General features: G+C 68.3%; 21 protein-coding genes. 7 read left to right on the forward strand and 14 right to left on the reverse strand.

Annotated features, from left to right (window positions below; all coding sequences use genetic code 11):
• Nucleotides 1-12: 12 nt before the first annotated feature.
• From ACP26O_RS20715 to ACP26O_RS20725, 3 genes are all read right to left on the reverse strand, one after another.
• On the reverse strand, nt 13-1,935 hold the full coding sequence (locus tag ACP26O_RS20715; RefSeq protein WP_175666569.1) for an SMP-30/gluconolactonase/LRE family protein: 1,923 nt from the start codon (nt 1,933-1,935) through the stop codon (nt 13-15).
• A 519-nt stretch (nt 1,936-2,454) separates the two neighbouring features.
• Complete coding sequence (locus ACP26O_RS20720; protein WP_175666570.1) at nt 2,455-3,648, reverse strand: porin; 1,194 nt, start codon at nt 3,646-3,648, stop codon at nt 2,455-2,457.
• Between the two features lie 35 nt (nt 3,649-3,683).
• Complete coding sequence (locus ACP26O_RS20725; RefSeq protein ID WP_175666571.1) at nt 3,684-4,097, reverse strand: hypothetical protein; 414 nt, start codon at nt 4,095-4,097, stop codon at nt 3,684-3,686.
• Between the two features lie 30 nt (nt 4,098-4,127).
• Here ACP26O_RS20725 and ACP26O_RS20730 point away from each other — a divergent pair, with 30 nt between their 5' ends.
• The 3 genes from ACP26O_RS20730 to ACP26O_RS20740 all read left to right on the forward strand — a co-directional run bounded on the left by ACP26O_RS20730 (nt 4,128) and on the right by ACP26O_RS20740 (nt 5,712).
• Nucleotides 4,128-4,664 carry a GNAT family N-acetyltransferase gene (locus ACP26O_RS20730; RefSeq protein ID WP_175666572.1) on the forward strand — a complete coding sequence of 179 codons (537 nt, stop codon included), beginning with the start codon at nt 4,128-4,130 and terminating at the stop codon, nt 4,662-4,664.
• 116 nt (nt 4,665-4,780) lie between these two features.
• A complete protein-coding gene (locus ACP26O_RS20735; protein WP_175666573.1) occupies nt 4,781-5,515 on the forward strand; it encodes a metallophosphoesterase family protein in 735 nt (244 codons plus the stop codon).
• Between the two features lie 50 nt (nt 5,516-5,565).
• Nucleotides 5,566-5,712 carry a hypothetical protein gene (locus ACP26O_RS20740; protein ID WP_244099092.1) on the forward strand — a complete coding sequence of 49 codons (147 nt, stop codon included), beginning with the start codon at nt 5,566-5,568 and terminating at the stop codon, nt 5,710-5,712.
• Between the two features lie 56 nt (nt 5,713-5,768).
• Here ACP26O_RS20740 and ACP26O_RS20745 read toward each other — a convergent pair whose 3' ends face one another.
• Nucleotides 5,769-7,091, reverse strand: a complete 1,323-nt coding sequence (locus ACP26O_RS20745; protein ID WP_175666574.1) for an ATP-binding protein — start codon at nt 7,089-7,091, stop codon at nt 5,769-5,771.
• The gene (locus tag ACP26O_RS20750) at nt 7,088-7,828 is read right to left on the reverse strand and encodes a response regulator (protein ID WP_006750896.1); all 741 of its coding nucleotides are present in this window, start codon (nt 7,826-7,828) and stop codon (nt 7,088-7,090) included. The genes ACP26O_RS20745 and ACP26O_RS20750 overlap by 4 nt, the downstream gene beginning before the upstream one ends.
• A gap of 228 nt (nt 7,829-8,056) precedes the next feature.
• Between ACP26O_RS20750 and ACP26O_RS20755 the strand changes: the two genes are divergently transcribed.
• The gene (locus tag ACP26O_RS20755) at nt 8,057-8,650 is read left to right on the forward strand and encodes a thioredoxin family protein (protein WP_175666575.1); all 594 of its coding nucleotides are present in this window, start codon (nt 8,057-8,059) and stop codon (nt 8,648-8,650) included.
• Between the two features lie 47 nt (nt 8,651-8,697).
• Here ACP26O_RS20755 and ACP26O_RS20760 read toward each other — a convergent pair whose 3' ends face one another.
• Nucleotides 8,698-9,336 carry an FMN-binding negative transcriptional regulator gene (locus ACP26O_RS20760; protein WP_175666576.1) on the reverse strand — a complete coding sequence of 213 codons (639 nt, stop codon included), beginning with the start codon at nt 9,334-9,336 and terminating at the stop codon, nt 8,698-8,700.
• Nucleotides 9,337-9,464: 128 nt separating this feature from the next.
• On the opposite strand from ACP26O_RS20760, the gene ACP26O_RS20765 reads away from it, so the two are divergent.
• Together ACP26O_RS20765 and ACP26O_RS20770 are read left to right on the forward strand one after the other, a co-directional pair.
• On the forward strand, nt 9,465-11,015 hold the full coding sequence (locus tag ACP26O_RS20765) for a PLP-dependent aminotransferase family protein (protein ID WP_175666577.1): 1,551 nt from the start codon (nt 9,465-9,467) through the stop codon (nt 11,013-11,015).
• A gap of 96 nt (nt 11,016-11,111) precedes the next feature.
• Complete coding sequence (locus ACP26O_RS20770; protein WP_175666578.1) at nt 11,112-13,310, forward strand: penicillin-binding protein 1A; 2,199 nt, start codon at nt 11,112-11,114, stop codon at nt 13,308-13,310.
• 21 nt (nt 13,311-13,331) lie between these two features.
• On the opposite strand, the gene ACP26O_RS20775 is transcribed toward ACP26O_RS20770, so the two are convergent.
• From ACP26O_RS20775 to ACP26O_RS20790, 4 genes are all read right to left on the reverse strand, one after another.
• The gene (locus ACP26O_RS20775; RefSeq protein WP_175666579.1) at nt 13,332-15,242 is read right to left on the reverse strand and encodes a WG repeat-containing protein; all 1,911 of its coding nucleotides are present in this window, start codon (nt 15,240-15,242) and stop codon (nt 13,332-13,334) included.
• A gap of 80 nt (nt 15,243-15,322) precedes the next feature.
• Nucleotides 15,323-15,769 (reverse strand): hypothetical protein, encoded by a 447-nt coding sequence (locus ACP26O_RS20780; RefSeq protein WP_227739322.1) that lies wholly within the window; start codon nt 15,767-15,769, stop codon nt 15,323-15,325.
• A gap of 254 nt (nt 15,770-16,023) precedes the next feature.
• Nucleotides 16,024-17,124, reverse strand: coding sequence for an adenosine deaminase (add, locus tag ACP26O_RS20785; protein WP_175666580.1), 1,101 nt, complete (start codon nt 17,122-17,124; stop codon nt 16,024-16,026).
• 46 nt (nt 17,125-17,170) lie between these two features.
• Nucleotides 17,171-18,520: an NCS2 family permease gene (locus ACP26O_RS20790; RefSeq protein WP_175666581.1), complete on the reverse strand. Its 1,350-nt coding sequence runs from the start codon at nt 18,518-18,520 to the stop codon at nt 17,171-17,173.
• Between the two features lie 93 nt (nt 18,521-18,613).
• On the opposite strand from ACP26O_RS20790, the gene ACP26O_RS20795 reads away from it, so the two are divergent.
• On the forward strand, nt 18,614-19,525 hold the full coding sequence (locus tag ACP26O_RS20795; RefSeq protein WP_175666582.1) for a LysR family transcriptional regulator: 912 nt from the start codon (nt 18,614-18,616) through the stop codon (nt 19,523-19,525).
• Nucleotides 19,526-19,552: 27 nt separating this feature from the next.
• Here ACP26O_RS20795 and ACP26O_RS20800 read toward each other — a convergent pair whose 3' ends face one another.
• From ACP26O_RS20800 to ACP26O_RS20815, 4 genes are all read right to left on the reverse strand, one after another.
• Nucleotides 19,553-20,605, reverse strand: coding sequence for a nucleoside hydrolase (locus tag ACP26O_RS20800; protein WP_175666583.1), 1,053 nt, complete (start codon nt 20,603-20,605; stop codon nt 19,553-19,555).
• 10 nt (nt 20,606-20,615) lie between these two features.
• Nucleotides 20,616-21,728 carry a porin gene (locus ACP26O_RS20805; protein WP_175666584.1) on the reverse strand — a complete coding sequence of 371 codons (1,113 nt, stop codon included), beginning with the start codon at nt 21,726-21,728 and terminating at the stop codon, nt 20,616-20,618.
• Between the two features lie 161 nt (nt 21,729-21,889).
• Complete coding sequence (locus ACP26O_RS20810; protein ID WP_425101554.1) at nt 21,890-23,353, reverse strand: hypothetical protein; 1,464 nt, start codon at nt 23,351-23,353, stop codon at nt 21,890-21,892.
• Between the two features lie 367 nt (nt 23,354-23,720).
• Nucleotides 23,721-25,148, reverse strand: coding sequence for an MFS transporter (locus ACP26O_RS20815; protein ID WP_175666585.1), 1,428 nt, complete (start codon nt 25,146-25,148; stop codon nt 23,721-23,723).
• Nucleotides 25,149-25,159 lie beyond the last annotated feature (11 nt).

The raw sequence follows: 25,159 nt of genomic DNA on the forward strand, positions 1-25,159 counted from the left end.
CGGCCTGCGTGATCACGGACGCCAGCGATACACGACGACGCTCGACCCGTTGTAGTTGTCCTTCGTGATCACGTATTCGCCGGTCGAGCGCCGGTACGCGCGGATGCCGTACATCGAGTCGACGTCGTTGCCGACGTCCATCGCGGACGTGTTCGAGTTCGTCAGCGTCGTGACGAGGCTGCCGGTGTTCAGGTCGAACACGTCGACGTTCGGCACCGTGTGCACGTAGCCGACGAACAGGTAGTGGCCGGCCGCCGCCATCGATTTCGGGTTCGCGCTCGTCAGGTCGATCGCCACGTTCGGCGTGGTCGTGTTGCCGGCCTTCCAGCCGCGATACACCTCGATGTGCCCGTTCATCGCGGTCCAGTCCCAGCTGCCCGAGAGGCCCTGCGCGAGGATCATCGTGTCGCTGTCGGCCTGGTAGATGATCCGCGTGAGCGGCAGCACCGTGCGCGGAATCTGGATCTGCACCGGCGTGCCCCAGGTCGGCTTGCCGGTCGCGTCGAACCCCGTCATCGGATAGTGCGAGATGTTGTTGGTGCGATCGAGCCCGGCCCATACGTCGCCGTTGTCGTCGAGCGAGAAACCGGCCGTCACCTGCAGGGTCGTGTTGAACGGCTTGCCGGGGATCGAGCCGTCCGGAATCGCGATATAGCCGCTCGCGCTGTTGAAGTGATAAATGTTGTAGTTGCCCGGGTTCTGCCCGGTCGCGACGAGCATCCGGGTGCCCTTCACCAGCGCGAGCTGGCCGAAATGCTGGCCGCGCTGGTAGTCCTTCATGTCGAGGCGCGGGTCCTTCGGATAGGTGAACGGATCGATCGTGTTCGCGACGAACGTGCCGCCCGCCGTACCGGTATAGACGTTGTTGCCGCTGTAGAAGAACGCGCCGTCGGTCGCCGGGTCGGGCGCGGCGGCGCCCTCGAAGTTCAGCGCCTGCAGCTTCCATTGCAGCACGCCCGTCGGGCTGTACGAATGGAGGTCGGTGCTGCCGTTGCGCCCGAGATCCCAGCCGCCGCCCCACGCGTTGTTCAGCACGTACAGGTTGCCGGCCGCGTCCTTGCCGATGCCCGCGACGCGCGTGAAGCGCTTGTCGCCGACCTGCCCCTTGATGCCCGACGTCGTGTCGAGATAGCCGCCCAGCACGCCGAACGTACCGATCTGCAAGGGCAGGCCCGCGAGCGTGTAGACCTTGATGTTCATGTCGGGGCCTTCGTCGCCCACCAGCATCTGCCCGCTCGGCGCATCGAAATACAGCGACGCGGGCCGCGCGCGGGCCGCCATCTGGATCGTGTTCATCGCCGTGCCGGTCGGGCTGAACTGCGCGACGATACCCGCGCTCTTGCGCGCGACCCACAGGTTGCCGCCCGCATCGAGCGCCAGCGCGCCGGGCCCCGATACGCTGATGTCGCGCTGCCACACGCCGTCCGTCGTATACACACGCACGCGGTTGCCGTAGAAGTCGCTCACGTACAGCAGGTTGCCGGTTGTCGCGAGGCCGGTGATCACGTCCGCGTACTGGATGCCCGTCCACGTGCTGACCGGGATGCGCAGGTCGCGCTGGTTCGTGCTGCGGTTGTAGCGGCCGACCGAGCCGCTGCCGAACGTGCGGTTGTAGCCGAGCGCGACGAACAGCGAGTTCGCGTTGCCGGTGATCGCACCGCCCTGGAATTCGTCGTGGATGCCGATCGTGCCGAGCGTCTGCCCGTTCTGGTAGATCGCGACGCCGCCGGCGTTCTCGTCCCAGCGCGACGCCGTATAGATCACGCCTTCGGGCGCGACCCACAGCGAGCGCGCGCCGTTGCCGACGTGCGCGGCCAGCGTGCCGAACGTGTTTGCGAGCCAGTCCGTCGTGTATTGCGCCTGTGCGTGACTGACCGGTGCCAGCACGGCCATGCACAATCCAAGCAATGCCGCGCGAATTTGTTTCGATAACATGAATGATGCTCCCGGACGATCACTACTCGATACTCTAGTTCGGCGCGTATGAAATATTGGTGATTTCTGCAAAAATCCGGTCATTTCCACCACGAGTTGCTGATTACGTTTTTTTCCCGGGATCGCCCGCGGTTCCCCGCCCGATAGCGCTGTGGCGACTCATCATCACCGGCATTTTGTTCCGAATTTCACGCAACATATGCGTCATTTTTTCTGATACACGCGCATTGAATTTCCATTGCCGGCAAATCGACTCGATGATTACAAATCGAAATTAAAATGAAAGAGAAAAAATATTATTCGGCTGCATGCTGCATTGCCGGGAAATCGTGAAGAAGTGAAATAAGGCGGGGGCGCGGCGGACTGCGGTTGCCGATGAAGACGGAGAGGGAAACGAAGGTGCGCCGCACGTGCGGCGAAGCGTGATGCGGGCCGCGTTGAATGGAGAAGGTCGTACGCCGGCCCGGCGTGCGACCGGCAGCCCGCATTGCGCGCGGGCGGCCGGTCACGCGCGTGGCGTCAGAACTTCTGGCGCAGGCCGAGGCTGACGATCGCCTGCGAACGCGAATCGGACGAGTGGCCGTTCGCCTTGTCCGACACCGACGCGGTCGCGGCCACCGGCCGGCCGAGTGCGTCGAGCGTCGTGCCGGACGCACGCTGGTACGCGCCGAGCAGGTACACGCTGGTGCGCTTCGACAGGTCGTAGACCGCGCCGAGCGTGACGTTGTGATACTGCGCGCGGTTGTCGATGCCGGCGACGTCGCTGCCGCGCGTGTAGCTGTAGCCGGCGAACAGTTGCGTCTGCGGCTGCACGTTCCAGCGCGTGAACACGCCCGCGACGTTGAACGTCGCATGGCCGCTGAACAGCGACTGCGCGCCGCTGCGGTACTGAATGTTGCTGTAGTTCACGCCGACGACGGCCGGGCCGAAGTTGTACGTCGCGCCGGTCGCGATCACCTGCTGCGATTGCGCGCTCGCATAGCCTTCGTTGATCGACGAGTTGAACAGCCCGTCGTCGGTGCTCTGCCATTTGCCGGCCGTCGGATCGGTCGCGCCCGTCTTGCTGTTGTCCGAGCGCTCGTAGCCGACGCCCACGCGCAGCGGCCCGGCCGCGTATGCGGCGCCGACGCTCCACGTGTTGCGCTGCTTCATGCTGCCCGGCTGGCTGCCGAAGCCGTACAGCGCGCCGAACGTGAAGCCCGCGTAGTTCGCGCTCGTGTACTTGATCGAGCTATCCACGCGTGCGGTCTGGTCGAGATCGTCGATGTCGCCCGGGTGCGCGCCGAACCCGCCGATGAACGACGACGGGGCGACCGGGCTCACGAAGTCGTTGAGCGACGTGTACTGGCGGCCGAGCGTGACCGTTCCGTAGCGGGTGCTGCCGACGCCGACGAACGCCTGGCGGCCGAACTGGCGGCCACCCTGCCCCGACGTGCCGTTGGTGATGTCGAAGCCGTTCTCAAGCACGAACAGCGCGCGCATTCCGCCGCCGAGATCCTCGGAACCCTTGATGCCCCAGCGGCTGCCCGACAGGTTGCCGGTGGTCAGGCCGACTTCCGAATGCCCGGTGTAGGCGCCCGGCGAGCCGACCCGTTCGTTGCTGCGATAGGTCACGCCCGCGTCGACGATGCCGTACAGCGTGACGGAGCTTTGCGCGGATGCGACGCCCGCGAGCGAGAGCAGCAGCGGTGCTGCGATCAGTTGCTTGTTCATGGTTTTTAGCGTCTCCGGGTGGTCTACCCGTTGTTCTATGCGAGTAACGCGTGCGGCCGGCGAGATACGCCTGCATGCGAGACCGACGGCGTTCGCACGCGGGAACGCGCGCGTGCGATACGCGCGCGGCACGTCGCGGCGAGCATGCCCGCCGTGGCCGTCATGGTAGTTGGAACCGGTTTCGCTCGATAGCGCAATAATGAAAACAGCTTCTTGCCGAGATCGAGATAATTGGTTGCGCGGGCAACGTCGCTGTGCGGCGCGGGGGCGCGCGCCGGATAATCGAGCGCATCGCTGCGATCGGGAGCCTCTGTCATGCCTGAAACGACCCTGTTGATGTTCGCCGCAGTCGCATGCGCCGGGATCGCAACGCCCGGCCCCACCGTGCGGCGCGCATTGGCCGTTCGCTCGCGCTGTATCGGCGTCATGCTGCGCAGGGGCGTCGGCACGCGCACCGCATCGTTCGCGACGAGCGCGCGATGAGAATCGACGCGCCACCCCGCTCCGGATTCGCCGGCCTGTCGCTTCGGCAACTCGACCGCACCGACCTCGACGCGTGGTACGCGTACCTGTCGAACCCCGACGTCGTCCGCCACACGAGCTGGAACCTGCACTCGCGCGACGATCTGCTGCCGCTGTTCGATGGCATCGATTCGGCCCAACCGGACTCGATCCGCCGGCTCGCGATCGTCGATGATGTATCGGGCGCGCTCGCCGGGACGATCGGGCTGCATACGGTGTCCACCACGAACCGCTCGGCCGAGATCGCGTATGACCTCGCGCCGTCGCACTGGGGGCGCGGCATCGCGAGCGCGGTGTGCGCGAGCGTTACCGCATGGGCGTTCGACGAAGGCGGCTTCATGCGCATCCAGGGCGTCGTGCTGACCAGCAACGCCGGCTCCGCGCGCGTGCTGCAGAAATGCGGCTACCGGTACGAAGGATTGCTGCGCGCCTACCGGATGGTGCGCGGCGTGCCGGGCGATTTCGCGATGTACGCGTGCATCGCGACCGACTGACGCGCCGGCCGACCGATGGCCGACGCTCGATGGGCGGGTCCACTCGCCGTCGGCACGATTGGACGCGCCACGCCGAATTGGCGACAATCGCCGCTCCCCGCCTCGACTTCTTCGCCATGAAAATCGCCGCGCTGTCCGACATCCACGGCAACCTCGCCGCGCTTGACGCGGTGCTCGACGACGTGCGCCGCCGCGGCGCCGACCTGATCGTCAATCTCGGCGACATCGTGTCGGGCGCGCTCCATCCGGCCGAGACGGCCGATCGCCTGATCGCGCTCGACCTGCCGACCATCAAGGGCAATCACGAACGGCAACTGCTGAGCGGCGATCGCGAAACGATGGGGCTGTCCGATCGCTGGGCGCACGACACGCTGCGCGACGACCATCGCGCGTGGATCGCCGCATTGCCCGCACGCCTGACGCTCGACGACGACGTGCTGATGGTGCACGGCACGCCCGCCAGCGACCTCGTCTATTTCCTCGAAACGGTGACGCCCGACGGCTGCCGCGCGGCGACGCCCGATGAAATCGCGCAGCGCGCGGGCGACGCGCCGGCGTCGCTGATCCTGTGCGGCCACACGCATGTCCCGCGCATCGCGAAGCTCGACGACGGCCGGCTGATCGTCAATCCGGGCAGCGTCGGGCTGCAGGCGTACACGGACGATCAACCGCATCCGCACCGGATCGAAACGGGCTCGCCGCATGCGCGCTACGCGATGGTGTCGCGCACACCGGCCGGCTGGCAGGCCGAATTCCACGCGGTCGAATACGACTGGCATACGGCCGCCGACACCGCGGCAGTGCGCGGCCGCGATGACTGGACCTTCGCGCTGCGCACCGGCCGGTGCTGATGCGTCGTCGCCGTTCCATCCCGCTTCGTTCGCCGGAAAACCGATCCGCCATGCGCGCTGCGTCAGGCAGCACCGCGTTCTGGCAACCGCTCGCGAGCCGTCCCGCGCATCCGGTGGCACGACGGATCGTCGGCTGTCCGGGCTTCGGCGACACGCCGCGCGATCCGGCCGTCGACGCGCATTTGCAGCGCGTGTGACGCCGCCCGCCTCAACACGACCCCCACGACGCTCCAGACGGGCATCGCATCACACATCACACAGCATTCGCCAGCGTCAGCCGCGCTTCGAGGCCGCCGCCATCCGTCCGGTTGCGCAACGTCAGCGTGCCGCCCATCGCGAGCGCAAGCTGCCGCGCGATCGCGAGACCGAGCCCCGTGCCGCCCGTCTCGCGATTGCGCGACGTCTCCACGCGCCGGAACGGTTCGAACACCGCGTCGAGCTGATCGTCCGGAATGCCGGGCCCGCGATCGCGCACCGCAATGACCGCGCCGCCGCCCGACGCCGCCTGCACGTCGATCTCGGCCGCACCGGCGAACTTCAGCGCGTTGTCGACGAGGTTGCCGACAATCCGGCGCAGCGCCTTCGGCCGCGTGACGAGCGCGAGCGGGCCGCCGCTGTGCAGCGCGACGTCCTGCCCCGCATCCGTGTAGTCGCACACGATGCTGTCGAGCAGCGCATCGAGGTCGATGCGGCGCGCGGCTTCATCCGTGCCGTGCAGCGTGCGCGCATACGCGACGCCCTCCTTCACCAGATGCTCCATCTCGATCAGATCCTGGCGTAGTTTCGCGCCCTGCGCGTCGTCGTCCATCACGTCGACGCGCAATCGCATGCGCGTGATCGGCGTCTGCAGGTCGTGCGAGATCGACGCGAGGATCTGCATGCGTTCGGCCATGTACTGCGCGATGCGGTCCTGCATCGCGTTGAACGCCCGCGCGGCACGCGCGACCTCGGACGGCCCGCTCTCGTTCAGGCGTTCGCCCTTCAGGTCGGGGCCGAGCGCGTCGGCCGCCCGCGCGAGCTGGTTCAGCGGCCGCGTCGCGAGCCGCACCGCGAGCCAGCAGCACGCAGCCAGCACCGCGAGCTGCAGCGCGAGCACCACCGGCAGCCAGCCCGACAGCGGCACCGTCGACATCGGGTGGATGTCGATCGTCAGCGGCGAGCCGTCGGTCAGGCGCAGATGCACCTGCAGATGCTCGCGATCGCCGGGAATCGCGTTCGCGGTCAGCGGGTAGTCGCCGCCGATGCCGTCCGAGATCGACCGCTCGACGCGCGCCGACAGCCGCGCCTCGGACGGCGTGCCCGTCTCGCCGGGCCCGAGGATGAACGCGTAGCTGCGCCGCGCGAGACGCGGCAGCCACGCGGCGCGCTCGGCGGCCGGCAGGTGGTCGAGCAGCGCGACCGAGCTCGCGACCTCGCGCTCGATGTAGCCCATCATCAGGTTGGTGGTCGCCTGGTCGCGCTCCGTCATCGTGAGCCAGAACGACAGCGTCTGCGCGAGCGCGAGGCCCACGCACAGGATCAGCGCGAGCCGCGCGAACAGCGAGCGCGGCCAGTGCCGCAGGGTGCGCGCGCTCATGCGTCGCCTTCGACCGTGGTCACCGCCGACGAGAACACGTAGCCCTCGTTGCGCAGCGTCTTGATGTAGCGCGGCTCGCGCGCGCCGTCGCGCAGCCGCTGGCGCAGCCGGCTCACGAGCAGGTCGATCGACCGGTCGAACGGATCGGACTGGCGGCCCTGCGTGAGGTTGAGCAACTGGTCGCGCGTCAGCACGCGCTGCGGATTGTCGAGGAACACGCGCAGCAGCCGGTATTCGGCGCCGCTCAGCGCGACCAGCGTGCCTTCGGCGTCGAGCAGGTGACGCCCCGTCGTGTCGAGCCGCCATTCGCCGAACGCGAGCATCTCGGCCGTCTCCGTCACCTGCATGCCGGGCGGCAGCATACGCGCGCGGCGCAGCACCGAGCGGATCCGCGCAAGCAGCTCGCGCACCGCGAACGGCTTCGCGAGATAGTCGTCGGCGCCCATCTCGAGGCCGATGATGCGGTCGGTTTCCTCGCCGCGCGCGGTCAGCATCAGCACCGGCACCGTGCGGAACTTGCCGGCGCGCAGATCGCGGCACAGCGTGAGGCCGTCCTCGCCGGGCAGCATCAGATCGAGCACGATCAGGTCGGGCGCGCCGTCCTCGAGCACGTTGCGCATCTCGCGGCCGTTCGCGGCGAGCGACACGCGCATGCCGTTCTTCTCGAGGTAGTCGGCGATCAGTTCGCGGATCGCGCGATCGTCGTCGACGATCAGTACGTGGTCGATCTTGTCCATGAGTCAGGGTCGGGGTCGTGAGGTTGCGGCTGGCGATGTCCGCCTTTATACCGCACCGCGGGCACGCATTTGTATCCCAATGTATCGCGCCGCCGCGACGACACACAACATTGCACGCACGCGGCTCGCCGGACACATCGCAGATACGTCGGCGCGGCCCAATGAGGGCTGTCGAAACCAGTCCGGCCGACGCGATCGCGCGGCGGCCGGCCGAACCGGAGAACCGCCATGCTGCCCAGACTCAAGACTGCCGCCCTCGTGATCGCGCTCGCCGCCACGGCCGGGCTCGCCGCGTTCGCCGGCACCCGCGACGACGCGGGCATGACGGCCTCGCTCGCCGGCACGCCGGCGCCCGACTTCACCGGCATCGAGCGCTGGCAGAACAGCGCGCCGCTCAAGCTCGCGCAGCTGCGCGGCAAGGTCGTGCTGGTCGATTTCTGGACCTACTCGTGCATCAACTGCATTCATACGATTCCGTACGTGAACGACTGGTACCGGAAATATCGCGACCAGGGGCTCGTCGTGGTCGGCGTGCATACGCCCGAGTATCCGTTCGAACGCGATCCGAAGAACGTCGCCGATGCGCTCAAGCGCTTCGACATCCAGTATCCGATCGCGCAGGACAACCGCTACGACACGTGGCGCGCGTACGGCAACCAGTACTGGCCGGCGCTGTACCTGATCGACGCGAACGGGAAGATCGTCTATACGCGCTATGGCGAGGGCGGGTACGACAAGACGGAGGCAGCGATTCGCGAGGCGCTGGTGCAGGCGCAGGCCCAGGCGGGCGAAGGCACGAAGGGCGCGATGCGTACGCAGTAACGGGCGTCGCCCGGGGGCGGCATGCGCCCCGGGCGATTCGCCGCCGCTCACTTGAGCTTAGCGTCCGCCTCCGCCAGCATCGCCTTCCCGATCGCGAGCTGCCCGTCCGCGATCAGCGCGTCTCCCGCGCCGCGGATATCGTCGACCGCCTTGTTCTGCCCGAGCTTTCGCTTGCCGACGAGCCGCGTGATCTCGATCTGCAGCCCCACGATCGACTGCAGCATCGTGTCGAGATAGTCCTTCGGCGCGTCGGCCATCTTCCACGGCGCCGGCTGCGACGCCTCGTGCGTGCGGGTCAGCCGCGCGACCACGCCGCGCACGAACTTCTCGTCGTCGCGCACCGTGATGCGGCCGTGCGCGTGCACGACCACGTAGTTCCACGTCGGCACCTGCCGGTGCGCGACGTGCTTGCTCGGGTACCAGTTCGGCGAGATGTACGCATCGCCGGCACGGAAGATCACGAGCACCTCATCGCCGTTCGCGACCGCCTGCCAGACCGGATTCGCGCGCGCGACGTGCGCATGCAGCTCGCCGAGGCCGCCGTCGCCCGGCAGCAGTTCGAACGGAATGTGGTTCGCGTCGAGCCCGCCCTTGCCGTGCGTGACCAGGCTGCCGAACGGATGCTGGACGATCAGCTCGCGCAGCGCGTCGGGGCGGGATTCGGCGAAATCGGCGGGGACATACATGGCGGCTCCACGGTCGGACGGGGTTCAGGAAGGAACGCGCCCGAAACAGGCGCGTCATGGCCCGATTGTGAGCGTTAACTGGTTTATGCTGTAGAGCCGGTTTCGAACAATTTCAGCAGACCAGAATCATGGCCAGAACCGCCCGGATCGTCGAAATCCCGTCGCTCGGCGCGCTCGACCGCGGGGCCGGCGACCTGAGCCGCCAGCTCGCGCAGGCGTTGCGGGACGCGGTGCGCCGCGGCGACGTGCGGCCCGGCGACACGTTGCCGTCCACGCGGCTGCTCGCGGCATCGCTCGAGGTGGCACGCGGCACCGTCGTCGACGCGTATGCGCAGCTCGTCGCCGAAGGCTTCCTGGAACCGCGCGGCGGCGCCGGCACGCGGGTCGCGAACGCGCTGGCCGAGCCGCCGCCGGCCGGCGAACCAGCGGCGGCCCGACCGCGCGCCGCGCACGCCGGCCTGCCCGAGCCGGCCGCGACGTTCGCGCGGATCGCCCGCGAATTCCGCCCGCTGCCGGCCGCGCCGTTCGCGATCTCGGTGCCGGTCGGGCTCACCGCGCCCGACGACATCTGGCGCCGGCTCGGCAACCGGCTGCGCGCACGCGGTGCCGGGGCGCCGTCCGGCTATGCGGATCCACAAGGCGCGTTGCCGCTGCGTGAAGCGATCGCCGATTACGTGCGCCGCTCGCGCTCGGTGCGCTGCAGCGCCGATCAGGTCGTGATCACCAGCGGCACGCAACAGGGGCTGCATCTCGCGAGCCAGGTGCTCCTCGGCCCGCACGATCGCGCGTGGGTCGAGAATCCCGCCTATCGCGGCATCACCGCGCTGCTCGAGAGCACCGGGCGTCGCGACGCGATGGTCCGCGTGCCGGTCGACGCGGACGGCATCGACGTCGAGGCCGGCATCCGCATCGCCCCGGACGCACGCGCGGCATTCGTCACGCCGTCGCACCAGTACCCGCTCGGGATGCCGATGAGCATGGCGCGGCGCAACGCGCTGCTCGGCTGGGCGCGCACGCATCAAGCCTGGGTGGTCGAGGACGATTACGACAGCGAGCTGCGCTACGAAGGCTATCCGTTTCCGTCGCTGCAGGGGCTCGATCCCGATCGCGTGGTCTATCTCGGCACCTTCAGCAAGATCCTGTTTCCGTCGCTGCGGCTCGGCTACGTGATCGCGCCCGACGATCTCGTGCCGGCATTCTGCGGTGCGCGCGTGCTGATGGATCGCCATGCGCCGACCGCCGATCAGCACGTGCTCGCCGCGTTCATCGCGGAAGGCCATCTCGACCGCCACATTCGCCGCGTGCGCGGCGTCTACGCGGAACAGCGCGCGCTGCTGATCGACACGCTCGGCGCGCGGCTGCCGCGCGAGCGCGCGTGGGTGCAGCCGGGCGATCAGGGCATGCACGTGGTGCTGTGGCTCGCGCAAGGGATCGACGATCTCGACGTGGTGGCGCGCGCCGCGCAGGCGGGCGTCGCGGTGCGTGCGGTGTCGCCGATGTTCGCGCCGGGCACCGAGCGTCCGGGCCTCGTGCTCGGTTTCGGCGGGTTCGATCGCGCGCGGATGGAAGCGGCCGCGCAGCGGCTCGCGGATGTGGTGGGCGACGCGGCCGGCGCCAATTCATCGGACGAATCGCGACGCCGCACGCGACCAAAGGTTGTGCGCGGGCAACAAACGTAATCGTCTGTAAATCCTGCGAGAAAACCGGCATTTTGGCCACAGCCAACGTTGCGCGGTTTGCTAGGATCGCGCCTTTCCGACCGCGCTCCTGCCGCCGTGAATCGCTTCGTGCCGTTTCTCCGCAACCTTTGGCTTCGCTGCCGTGACGGCGCCCGCGCGCTGGGTGCCGCCGCGTGGCAACGCCTGCGCCATCCGACGCGCCGCGGCGTCGCGCTGACGCTCGCCGCGATACCTGTGCTCGGCCTGCTGGTCCTGCTCGCGTTCGTGCCGTTCACGCCGAGCATCGGCGATATCCGCAAGGCGCGCATCGACCGTCCCGCGCGCGTGCTGTCGGCCGACGGCCAGCTGATCGCCGAATTCCGGCCCGTCAACCGCGAATGGGTGCCGCTCAAGCAGATCTCGCCGCACATGGTCGATGCGCTGATCGCGACCGAGGACCATCGCTTCTACGCGCATCACGGCATCGACTGGCGCCGCACGCTCGCGGCCGGCCTGCACACGTTCTCGGGCAGCCGCCAGGGCGGCTCGACGATCACGCAGCAGCTCGCGCGCAATCTGTATCCGGATGAAGTCGGCCGTGCGCCGACGCTCACGCGCAAGCTGAAGGAGCTGATCACCGCGTTCAAGATCGAGACGGTGTACAGCAAGGACGAGATTCTCGAGACCTACCTGAACACCGTGCCGTTCCTGTACAACGCGTTCGGCGTCGAAATGGCCGCGCGCACCTACTTCGGCAAATCGGCGGACCAGCTCGACATCGTCGAAAGCGCGACGCTCGTCGGGATGCTGAAGGGCAACAGCTACTACAACCCGGTGCTGAACCCGGAGCGGGCGGTCCAGCGCCGCAACATCGTGCTCGCGCGGATGGCGGCGATGGGCATGCTGTCGCCGCAGCAGCTCGCGCGATTGCAGCGCCGGCCGCTGCGCGTCGACTTCGAGCCGCAGACGGCCCAGCCTGGCCCGGCCCCGCACTTCGCGGTGCAGCTGCGCAAGTGGCTGATCGCATGGGCCGACCGGAACAACTACGACCTCTACTCGGACGGCCTCGTCGTGCGCACGACGCTCGATGCACGGCTGCAGGACATGGCGACGCAAGCGCTGACCCGGCAGACCGAACGGCTGCAGACGGTCGCCGACGGCGCGTGGCGCGGCCCGTCCGGCTGCGGACTGCGCAACGACCTGTTCCGCGGCTTCATCCGGCAGACATCCGACTACCGCGACGCGCGCGATGCAGGGCTCGCCGATGCAGCGGCACTGAAGCAGCTCGGCGCGAATCGCGCGTTCATGCAGGCGTTGTGCGAACGCAAGACGCAGGTGCAGGCCGGCTTCGTCGCGATAGATCCACGCAACGGCGCGATCCGCGCGTGGGTCGGCAGCCCCGATTTCGGCAGCGAGCCGTTCGATCACGTCACGCAGGCGCGGCGCCAGCCGGGCTCGACATTCAAGCCGTTCGTCTATGGCGCCGCGTTCGCGGACGGGATGCGGCCGGGCGATACGTTCGTCGACCGCCCCGTCGCGATCCCGATCGACGCGCACACGGTGTGGCATCCGACCGATGCGGAGCCGCCGACCGACGCGCCGATGACGCTGCGCGACGCGCTCGCGCTGTCGCGCAATCGCATCACCGCGCAGGTGATGCAGCGCGAAGGCGCGGCCAGGGTCGCGCAGCTCGCGCGTGCGATGGGTGTGCGCGACAGCCCGCTCGAAGCGGTGCCGTCGCTCGCGCTAGGCACGAGCCCCGTCACGCTGAAGGAGATGGTGTCCGCGTACGGGACGATCGCGAACCGCGGCGTGTATGTCGCGCCGCAGATGATCACGCGCATCGAGGATCGCGACGGCAAGGTGCTCGCCGCATTCGGCAGCGCGCCGCCCGAACGCGCGCTGCCGGTGGCCGCGGCGCAAACGCTGGTCGACGTGATGCGCGGCGTCGTCGATTACGGGACCGGTGCCGACATTCGCTCGCGCTACGGAATTCGCATCGACGTCGCGGGCAAGACCGGCACGACGCAGGACAACACGGACGGCTGGTTCATCCTGATGCATCCGCAACTGGTGGCCGGCGCGTGGGTCGGCTTCGACGACGGCAGCGTGACGCTGCGCAGCGACTACTGGGGTGCGGGCGCACACAGCGCGTTGCCGATCGTCGGTTCGTTCTACGATGCAGCGCTGCGGGCGCGGGTGATCGACCCGCATGAGCAGTTCTCGCCGGACTTCCGGCCGCGCAGCGCACCGGCGCCGAAGCGGCGCGCGCCGCAGCATTCGGGCCTGTTCGACTGGTTGAGGTTCTTTCGCTGATTGGGATAGCTGCACGCCGGGCTACCGAGGCGTCGTCGTCGCGTGCCCGTCTGCGTACAGCCACACGGGCACGCCGTCGTCGCGCAATGCGGCGACCGGTTCGTCCATGCTCCAGCGCCGCGCGATCTCGACAAGGCGAACGAACCACGGCATCAGCGTCACATGCCGTGCATTGTCGTCGCGATCGTCGTCGAACAGCGTATCGTCGCCGATCCGCGTGTAACGCGCCGGATGCAGCACGGTGCCGTCCGCGCGCAGCACCGTCGCCCGCACGTCGTTGCCGCCCTCGTGCTGCACGCAGGCCAGCCAGCCGTGATCGGCTCCCCAGAACAGGCCGGCCACGTCGTCGTAGCGCCCCTGCGCGACCGTCCCGCCTGTCTCGAGATCGCAGATCGCGAGTTGCCCCGGCTCGCCCGGCAGGACGCCGATCGCGTAACGCGTGAACAGCTCGCCCGGCACGGCTTCGTCGTCGGGCAACCACGTCAGCGCCCCCATGTTGACGAAGTCGAACGGCGTCAGCACGCGGCCCTGCCCGTCAACGATCGCGCAACGCCCGTCGTCGCGCCGCACGATATGGCGGATCGCGCCGAGCGCGTCGAGCATCTCCGCCCGCTCACCGTCGGTCAGCGGAGCGACTTCCGCGTAATGCGGTTCGACAATCACCCGACCTTTCGCATCGACGAGACCGACGCGACCGTCGCGCCGTGCGACGAACGCGCCGCACGCGGACGACCATTCGAGCGCCGTCCACTCGGGCCGTGCGTGCCATTGCCCGTCGCGCCCGATCAGCCCCCACTGCTCGCCTTCGGCTACCGCCGCGACGGCGCCGTTCACGAATTCGTGCGCGTCGTCGAAGCGCGGCGGAATCGCCCACGCGCCACGCGCATCGACGAAGCCCCAGCGGCCATTCAGGCTCGCCGACGCGACGCCGCCGGTGAACTCGCCGAAATCGTCGAGCGACGGCTCGAGCGCCCACGCACCGTCCGTGCGCACGAGCCCGAACCGCTCGCCGACGCGCACGCAGGCGACGTCGCCGCTGAAATCCCACACCGCATCGAACGCCGGTTCGCGCACGATCCTGGCACCGTCGCCCTCACCGTCCCCATCGGCAAGCAGCAGGCCGACCTTGCCGTCGCGTGCGGCCCACAACAACCGGTCGTCACGCGCGCCACTGGCCCACAGGTTCGTCCATTCGGGCGGCACGATCACGTCCCACGCGTCGTCGGTTTCGCGCCGCACGCCCCAGAGGCCGTTGCGTCCGCGAAAGCTGAACGTGTCGTGATCGAGCCAGTTGCCGTGCAGTTCGCCGGCGTCGAACATCTCGGCGAACGTCACGCGGCGCGGCGGATTCTGGCGCCGGAAATAATGATGCGACACGCCGCCGAACCCAAAGCCCCACGCCCAGTCGCGCCAGTCGGCGGGCGTGTCGATCTCGAGTACGTCGCGCACACCGCGCACGTCGCGGAAGTCCATGCAGTTCGCGACGCGCCACCACAGGCGCGTGCAGGCATCGCGTTCCTCGTCGATGTAGTCGTTCGCATCGCCGTCGTCGAACCATGACAGTTCGTCGAGGTTCGCGGATAGTCGCGGCGCGCCGTGCGCATCGCCGAGCGCATCGATCGATTCGCCGAGATGGCGCACGACCGCATCGAACTGGCGCGCAAGCGCCGGATCGTCGCCCGGCAGCGGATACGCGGTGACGAACGCCGCGAGCCGGCTGATGCGTGCAAGCGCGGCGCGTGCATCGCTCACGAGATTCGGCGTGCCCGCGTCGCCGAACACACGCTGATCGGCAATCGCGTCGCCCGCGCCGCCGTCGGCGAGCAGCACGCGCCACAGCAGCGGGAAGTGGTTATTGGATTCCGCGAACTCGATCGTTCGCGCGACGTCGCCGTCACCGGCCTGCAGATACAGCCATGCTCGATTGCCCATCGGAAGGAGTCGCCTCGTTGTTATGTCGTCGTGTGCAGCAACCTGCCGGTCCGCTCGCCATCAGCGCGCGGCAACCGTGTTCACGGCGCCGGCGGCGAATCGCCGCTGCGCGCGACCGGATGGAGCTCGATGCCGTCGACCTGAAAGCCTTGCACCATCAGCAGCAGGACACCCGTGGTCGAATGCTTCGTCGTGAAGTTGCTGCCCGTGATCGACGTGACCTGATAGGGCGAGCCGATCGGCATCCTGATCAGTTCGCCGCCCGGCACGTCGAGCACGCACGCGTCGGCAGGCGGCTTCTCCGGACCGTCCATATCGAGCTCCGCCACGCGCGCCGGGGCCGTTTCGGCGCTCCAGCGGCCGGCATCACGCGCACGCAGCACGAAGCCGTCGCCCGCCTTCTCCACCCGCAGGGTCGCGGGCTTGCCGGCGGCCGGCGCGTAATCGCCCAGCAGCCCATCGCAAGCACTGCCGGCTCGCGCGGACAGCGAGACGAACAACATCAGACAGAAGACGGGGATACGCACGGGGAGCCTCTCGGAATCGAATTATTGTCGGAATGCCGGCGCGGGCGCGCGCGGCGGCAGCGACACGCTCGGGCGCTGCCGGTCGCCAATATAGCGAATGCGATCGAGGTATGCCAGCCTGACACGCATAGCGCGGCGCGGAGAGACGACAGGACGCGTGCGCGGCATCCTGCTCCGCCCGTGCACGGCCCGGGGCCGTCTGGAAGAAGTGCCGACCGGTCGAGCGACCGGCCGGAAAGCATGCCCGGGCGCGCTCAGTCCGCCGCGAGCGTATCAGCCAGCATGTCGAATTCCGGCGCCCACGCCGCGCGCCACGCGGCCTTCGTGTCATCGTCGACCCACGCGCCGTCGATCCCGTTCAGCATGAACTGCTTCAGGTCGGCGATCGCGAAGCCGAAATGGCTGAACATCAGCTCCCACGCCTCGGACGGATTCACCTTGTGCAGCGTCGGGTCGTCGGTGTTCGGATGGATCTTCAGCCCGAGGCCCGGCATCTTGCGCATCGGATGCCGCTCCGCCCATTGGTCCGGCGGCAGCGTGCGCAGGTAGTACGAGTTGGTCGGCACGACCGTGAAGACGATCCCGCGCTCCGCATAGCGCGCGCAGAGCTCGGGGTTGTCGACGATCGTATAGCCGTGATCGACGCGATCGACGTGCAGCAGATCGACGGCCGTCTCGACGTTGCGCCACGGCATCCCGAACTCGCCCGCATGCGCGGTCGTGCGGAAGCCGGCCGCACGCGCGTCGCGATACGCCTTCCAGAACAATTCCGGCGGCCGGTCGTTCTCGCGATAGTCGATCCCGAGCCCCGCGACTTCGTCCGCGCGATTCGCCTTCATCCAGTCGACGATCGCGACTGCTTCGTCCGGATCCTGCTCGCGGTCGATGCTCGGAATCAGGCGCGCACCGATCCCGAAATCGCGCGCGGCATCGCGCATCCCCGTCACGATCGCGGCCTGCGCGTCCGCATACGGAATGCCCGACACGCGCACCGTACCCGTCGGATTCCAGAAGAATTCCGCATGCCGGACGTTGTGCGCGGCTGCATCCTCGAGATACTCGTACGCGATCCGCCGCAGGTCGTCGGGCCGCGTGAGCAGGTATCGGTCGAGCGCGCGCAGCACGTGCAGCACGCCGACCGGCTTCTCGCCGCGCGCATAGAACGCGTCGATCTCCGCGCGCTCGATCGGTGCGCCGCTGCGCTGCGCGAGCGCGACGAACGTGTCGTGCCGCACCGCGCCGAGCAGGTGGCAATGCAGCTCGACCTTCGGCAGCGCATGGAAGAAGGCCCCATGAGCGGCCGTGATCTCGATGCCCGTGCGCGCGGCCGGGACGTTGCCTGGTGTTCCCTTCATGTGTGTCTCTTTTACGGTAGTGCCGATGCGTCGTGAACACCGTCTCTCAGTGCGGCTTCACGACGGTCCAGAAGTAGTAGCCGAGCGGCAGCGCGAGCAAGACGAGCCCCCACGACACGTCGCGCCAGCGGCCGGCCAGCAGCTTGACGAGCACGTAGCACAGCAGCCCGCCCGCGATGCCGGTGCCGAAGCTGTTCGACATCAGCGTGAGCAGCACCATCGACGTCACGGGCAGTGCATCGGTGAAGTCATCGAAGTGCGTATGGCGGATCGTCGCGAACATCGACAGCCCGATCAGGATCAGCGCCGGCGCGGTCGCCTCCTTCGGGATCGCGAGCGCGACCGGCACGAACAGCAGCATCGCGGCGAACAGCACGGCCGCCGCCAGCGACGACAGCCCGCTGCGGCCGCCGGCCTCGACGCCCGCCGCCGATTCGATCAGTGCGGTCAGCGCGGGAATGCCGAACACGGGGCCGAACGTCGCGGCGAGCGAGTCGACCAGGAACGGCCGGTTGATGTTCGGCAGGTTCCCTTGCCCGTCGAGCAGGTTCGCCTTCGCGCCGACCGCGAGCGCCGTGCCGAGCGTCGAGAAGAATTCCGCCGCGAAGAACGCGAACAGGTACGGCGCGGCCGCCAGCGTCAACGCGCCGCGGAGGTCGAGCTTGAACGCAATCGGCGCGATGCTGTGCGGCAGCGACACGAACGACGTTGGCAGATGCGTGACGCCGAGCGGCACGCCGGCCGCGGCCGCGACGAGAATCGCGATCAGGATTGCGCCGGGCACTTTGCGCGCCTGCAGCACGATCGCGACCGCGAGACCGATCAGCGCGACGAGCGCACCCGGCCGCGAGAAGTCGCCGAGCGCGAACGCGTTGGTCTTCGCGTTCGCGACGACCATCCCTGCATTGCGCAGCCCGAGCATCGTCACGAACAGGCCGATCGATGCGCCGAGCCCGAGCTTGATCTGCACCGGAATCAGCCGCATCACGACGCCGCGCGCGCCGAAGATCGTCAGCAGGAAGAACAGCACACCCGACACGCACGCGATGCCGAGGCCCGTCTGCCAGCCGACGTGTTCCGTCGTCGCGAGCGTCACGCCGATGATCACCGAGCCGCCGATGCCGGGGCCGACGAGGAACGGCAGGTTCGCGTAGAAGCCCATCAGCGTCGTGAACAGCACGAACACGATGATCGTCGCGGTCGTCGCCGCGCCGCGCTCCATCCCGCCCGTCGCGAGCAGCGACGGGATCACGACGAGCAGGTACGCGGCCGCGAGAAACGACGTGATGCCGGCGAGCGTCTCGGTGCGCACGCTCGTGCCGCGCGCCGCGAGCGCGAAGCGCCGTTCGAGCCAGTTGGCCGGCGTACGCGCCGGCATCGTGTCAGTCGCTGACATGGTGGTTCTCCTGTGATTCCGATTATTGTCCTGTGTCGGTTCGCGCGGCGCGGCCCTATACTGCCGCGTACCGCCTCCGACCGTTATTGCCCGATGTCGTCCGACCGCTCGTCGCTGTTACCCGCACTCACGCTGCGGCAGGTCCAGCACTTCGTCGTCCTTGCGCATGCGCGCAGCTTCACGCAGGCCGCGCAGGCGCTGTCGCTCACGCAACCGGCGCTCACCGCGTCGATCCGCCAGATCGAGTTCCTGCTCGGCGGGCGCCTGTTCGCGCGCACCGCCCATCGACTCACGCTGACCTCCGCCGGCGAGGCCGTGCTGCCGCTCGCCGAGCGGCTGCTGAACCAGGCGCGCGGCACCTTCGACGACATGACGCGGCTCATCGGCGAACGCATCCAGACGGTGCGGATCGCGTTCATCCCGTCGGTCGCCGGCCGGCTGCTGCCCGCGCTCAACGCACTGCGCGGCACGCATCCGGCGCTGCGCTTCACGCTCACCGATCTGCCGAACAGCGCGCTCGTCGAAGCCGTGCGCGACGGCGTCGCGGATCTCGGCATCGGCGTGCGCGAACCCGACAGCGACGACGGCACGCTGCACTACCAGCAGCTCTTCGAGGACGAGATCGTGATCGTCGTGCGGCACGACGATCCGCTCGCGGGCGCGAAGAGCGTCACGTGGGCGAAGCTCGTCGACCGCGAGCTGGCCGTGTTCGTGCGCGGCAGCGTCAGCGAGTCGCTGCATCGCACCGGCGGCGCCGCGAAGCTGCGCCTGAACGTCGCGTACCGGATGGAATACACGGAGCCGCTGTACGCGCTCGCGCGCAACGGCCTCGCGACCGCCGTGCTGCCGAGCCTCTACACGATGCATCTGCACGATCCCGAACTCGTCGCGCTGCGCGTCGAGAAACCGCGCGTCACGCGCGCGATCTCGCTGATCTCGCTCGCCGCCGACGATCGCGGCCCGCACGTGCGCACCTGCCGCGAGTGGATTGCGAAGCACATCTGATCCGGTTCGGTGCGGGGCGCGTTGCGTTCAAGGAAGCTTCGCGATGCGCTCGGCGAGCGTCGCGTAGAAGCGGTCCGCGTCGACCTCGTTGATCCACGTCGCGTTCGGCGCGCGGCCGCTGCGCCCGTTCCAGTCGATCACCGTCTCGCCGAGCGTCCACTGCCCGGCCGTCTCGACGACCACGTTCACCTTGCGTCCGTTGAACAGCGTCGGATCGACGAGATAGCCGACCGCGGTCGGGTCGTACATCGGGCCGTCGTCGACGCCGCGCCGCTTCTTGTTGTACGCGAGCTCGGCGTCCATGATGTCCGCGACGATCGCGCCGCAGCGGTTGCCGAGTGCACGGAACGGCGCGATGCGCGCCGGCGTGATCGGCGCCTTCACCGCGACGTCGCGCGGCAGCACGACGATCGGCACCCCGCTGCCGAACACGACTTCGGCCGCCTGCGGATCGACGTAGATGTTGAACTCCGCGGCCGGCGTGATGTTGCCGCGCTCGAAAAACGCGCCGCCCATCAGCACGATCTCGCGCAACGCGCCGCGGATCTGCGGCGCTTCGACCAGCGCGGTCGCGATGTTCGTCAGCGGGCCGAGCGCGCACAGCGTCACGCTGTTCGGCGCCGCGCGGCTCAGCGTATCGACGAGGTACGACACCGCATGCCCGGACGCGAGCGGCGCGTGCGGCTCGTGCAGCGCGACACCTTCGAGGCCGGTCTTGCCGTGCACGTTCGCGGCCGTCACGAGTTCGCGCACGAGCGGGCGCGGGCAACCCGCGAAGACCGGCAGTGTCTGCGTGCGGCCGGCCCAGTCGCGGATGATCCGCGCATTGCGTTCGGTCAGCTCGAGCGGCACGTTGCCGGCCACGGCGGTCAGCGCGCGCACGTCGAGGCGGTCCTGCGCGCCCAGCGCGAACAGGATCGCGATGGCGTCGTCCTGCCCCGGGTCGGTATCGATGATCACCGTGCGGCGCGCGGCGTCGCCGCCGGCCGCGAACGCGCCCGTTTCGGGCAGCAGCGCGGTGCCGGCCAGGGCGGCGGACAGTTTCAGGAAGGTGCGGCGGGATGCGATCGGATGGGTCATGGTCGGGCTCTCAGAATACGTGCCGCACGCCGAGCGTCGCCATCATCTGGCGCGTGCCGGTCGAGCGTGCGTACGCGAAGATCTGCGCGTGCTGCGCGTCGCCGGCCGCCTGCTGTGCGATCACCGTCAGCGCGACGTCGGTGCGTTTCGACAGGAAGTAGTCGGCCTGCAGGTTCACCTGATGCCATTTCGGCCGCTTGTCGATCACGTCGTACTTGCCGTTCGTGAACGCATACGCGGCACCGAGAAAGAGCTGCGGCGTCATCGTATAGACGACGTTCACGCCGACGTTCTGCAGGTGCAGATGCGAATTGTCGAGGTAATCGTAGCGCACGTCGGTAAACAGCGCCGCGAACTGCGCGCGGCCGATCGTGTAGAAGCCGCCCGTGCCCGCGATGCGCTGCCGACTCGCGAACACCGCCGGTGACATCGCGCTCTTCGCGAAGATCAGCAGCGGCGAACCATAGTCGTTCGCGATCGCGCCGTCCGGATTCGTGCTGCTATAGGGATGGTTGTACTGCGCGTAGACCACGCTCCAGCGCAGCGGGCCGCGCTCGTAGCCGAGCCCGAAGCTGTACGCGCTGTTGTTCGCGAAGCCGGTCGCGTTGCTGAAGCCGTACAGCGCGGTAAATTTCAGGCCGTAGTAGACGGGGCTCACGTACTTCACCGAGTTCTGCACGCGGATGTCGTTGTAGCCGTTGTCGTTGTCGCCGATGTTCACGCCGTTGCTCGCGATGATCACGGGCCCGATGTAGTCGTGGATCGCGTCGTACTGGCGGCCGAACGTCAGCGCCCCGTAGGTGCGGTCGGCGAGGCCCACGTAGGCCATGCGCCCGAACTCGCGGCCGTTCTGCGCGGCCGTGCCCGTCATCACGTTGAAGCCGTTCTCGAGCTGGAAGATCGCGGACAGCCCCTGCCCGAGATCCTCCTTGCCCTTCAGCCCCCAGCGCGGATTCTGGTTCGTGCCGGACAGCGCCTGCCACGCGTTCTTGCCGCCCTGGTTGGTTGCGTACCCGACGCCGGCGGAGATGAGACCGTACAGCGTGATGCTGCTTTGCGCACCGGCATGGGTCGCGAAGGCGCCGAGCATCGCGAGCGGAGCGAGCTTGTAGAGAGTTTTCATGCGGGTCGTAGGGTCGGTGAGGGTCCGGGCGCGGCAGGTTTTCCGCGAAACCGGACTCGACTATACGAATCGCGATCGGATAATAAAAGTTTGCTTTTCTTATGTATCCATAAAACGGATTTATTCTTATCCGACCACCTCCCGCGGCGGACCGGCTGCCGTCAGTCCGCCGTGTCGCCGTTCTTCGGCAACTTCGACCACGCGTTGCGCCCCGGCGCCGGCGACCATGCCGGACGCGTCTTGCGCGCGCTGTCGATCACGACCAGGTAGCGGCCGGCGATCGGCGTGATGTCGCGATCGTGGCGCAGCACCCACAGCGACTTGCCGGCTTCGACGCGCGCCTGATAGTCGTCGTCGAGAATGCCGTGCCGGTCGAGGAACGTGTTCAGCGACGCGGGGATCCGCACACAGCCTTTCGAGTGGCGGATGCCCAGCAGCGCCTCGAGACGGTCGGGGTCGGTCGCGTGCATCTGGAAACGCATCGGCGACTTGCCGCCCTTGCCCCAACCGCGCTCGCCGTCCACCCAGCCGAAGTCGTAGATGCGCATGTCGCGGTGGCCGTAGCCGCGAATGCCGTTGTCGTTCGTCGTGCCTTCCGCGCGGAAGTCCATGTTGTCGGGCGTGTGATGGAACACGCCGAGCGGCGTCAGGAAGTGATCGTACTTGCCGGGCCAGCCGGTGCCGACCGGCGACGCGCCGATCATCAGCCACGCATTGGTCGGCGTCGCGCGGAAGTAGATGAACAGCGCCTGCACGTTCGGCGCGCGATCGACCATCACGATGTACTCGCCGGCGAGGTCGCCGAGGTTCGCATCGGCGAGGGCTTTCTGAAGGCGCACGCCGTACGCGCGCTGCTCGCTCGCGGGCACGTTCAGGCGCCGCGTGACTTCCTGCGTGAAGTCCTTGCGCATGTCGATCGCTCGCGCGGTTGCGTTCTTCGCTTCATCGGCCGACAGCGGCGGGTGCCGGCGCGGCGGCATCGGCGCGGGAGCCTCGGCTTCGCTCGCGGGCGTGCCGGAAGCGGCCGATGCGGGCGATGCCGCGGACGCCGGCGATGCGGTGGACGCGGCGGATGCTGCTGATGCCGCGCTGGCGGATGCAGCATGATTCACAGCGGATGCCGCTGATGCCGCGCTGGCCGGCGCAGCGTGATGCACAGCGGATGCCGCCGATGCCCCGTTGGCCGGCGCAGCATGATTCACGGCCGATGCCGCGGACGACCCGTTGGTCTGCGCAGCATGATTCACGGCGGAGGCCGCGGACGACCCGCTGGCCGGCGAAGCATGATGCACGGCCGATGCCGCAGACGCCCCGCTGGCCGGCGCAGCACGATGCACGCCCGATGCCGCAGACGCCCCGTTGGCCGACGAAGCACGATGCACGGCAGATGCAGCAGACGACGGCATTGCCCCCGACGATGCAGACGCCCCCGAAGCCGGATGCGTGGGCGACGCAGTTGATAAGGATAACGTAGCACCAGACGACGGCACGTCGGACGCGGCAAAGGCGGGCCGCTCGACAAGCACGGAGATCGGGAGCGCGGCCGCGAGCCACACGGACGCGGCGACGGCGAGAGTACGGCAACGCAACTTGGGCAACCGTCGCGTCAGGTAGGAAAGCATCATACGATCGAGGCCATCGGCCGATCCGGCCGCCGCACAGGGCGAACGGCGCGTCTTCCGCACGAGCCATCGACACGCCGCAGGCATCGCATGCCTCGGCGCCGACGCCTCTTCGCGGTGGAGCCGTTCGCGGTACAACGCGTTCGGCACGATGGCGGCTAATGAGTCGTCAGGTCTTTCATTCTACCCGCGCGAATGACGATCCGCAGGGCCGAACCCCTGGTTTGACGGCGGTTTTGCGCTTCGTCACGCTTTGTTTCAACTCGTTGCCGATTGCGTCGCGGCCGCATGGCAGGCTATTACGTTGCGTGTTTTCAGCAACGCCGCGCTCGCGTGCGGTACCCAACACACGAGCGCCCCACCCGCCTCTCTACTTCGAAATCGCTTCGAGCGCGATGCCTTTGGTGCGCGGCCCCATGAGCCCGATCGCGGCCATCACGATCACCATCGCGCCGGCGATGAACGCGAACACGCCGAACGTGCCGAAGCCTTTCAGCACGGCCGCGATCACGAACGACGAGAAGATCGCCGAGAAGCGGCTCCACGAGTAGACGAAGCCCACCGCGCGTGCGCGGATCGACGTCGGGAACAGTTCGGCCTGATACGCGTGGAAGCTGTACGACATGATGTTGCTCGCGAGCGTGAGGCCGATGCCGAGCACGATCAGGAACGCGCCCACCGTCGTCTGGCTGAACATCAGCCCGCAGACGACGATCGCCGCGGCCATCGCGACGATCACCGACTTGCGCTCGAAACGGTCGGCGATCACGAGGCCGATCAGCGGACCGAGCGGCGCCGCGAGCGCGATCACGCTCGAATACATGAGGCTCGACGTGATCGTGATGCCCTGCTTGATCAGCAGCGTCGGCACCCAGTTCGCGAAGCCGTAGAAACCGACCGTCTGGAACACGTTGAAGATCGTCATCATGATCGTGCGGCTGCGATACGGCGGCACCCACATGTCGCGGAAGCTGCCGCGCGGCGGCACCGGCTCGGCCGGCGCGGGCGGCGGCAGCGGCCGACCGTATTCGGCTTCGACCTTCGCCTCGAGCGCGCGCATGATGCGGTCGGCTTCTTCGACGCGGCCCTGCTGGGCGAGCCAGCGCGGGCTTTCCGGCAACGCGCGGCGAATCCACCACACGAACAGCGCGCCGTGCGCGCCGATCAGCACGACCCAGCGCCAGCCGTCGAGACCGAACGGCGCATGCGGCACGAGCAGGTATGCGAGGAACGCGACCACCGGCACCGCGACGAACCCGACCGCCTGCTCGCACGCGAATGCGCGGCCGCGGATCTGCTTCGGCACGAGTTCGGAGATGTACGTGCCGATCGTGACCATCTCGACGCCCAGGCCGAGACCAACGACAAAGCGCCAGAAGTTCAATCCGCCCGCGGTGTCCTGGAACGCCATCACGACGTTGGCGGCCGTGTACCACAGCAGCGACCACGTGAAGATCGCCCGGCGGCCGAAGCGGTCCGCGAGAAAGCCGCATGCGATCGTGCCGATGAAGAGGCCGGAGAACAGCGCGGCGATGAAGCTCGCGACGCCCGTGGTGCCGAACAGGCCGTGCGTCGTCGCGGACAGGATCCCGCTTTTCACGAGGCCCGGCGCGATGTAGCCGCTGTACAGCAGGTCGTAGAGTTCGAAGAAAAAGCCGAGGCTCAGCAGCACGACGAGCTTCCAGACGCTGCGGGTCGGCGGCAGGCGGTCGAGGCGGGCTGAAATCGAGCCGGCGTCGATGGGGGCAGTTCGAATGGTGTCCGCTACGGAAGCGGGATCAGGCACGGTCGATGCCATGGTGGCGAGTC

This window comes from Burkholderia sp. R-40, from assembly GCF_049942845.1.
GTDB lineage: Bacteria > Pseudomonadota > Gammaproteobacteria > Burkholderiales > Burkholderiaceae > Burkholderia > Burkholderia ambifaria.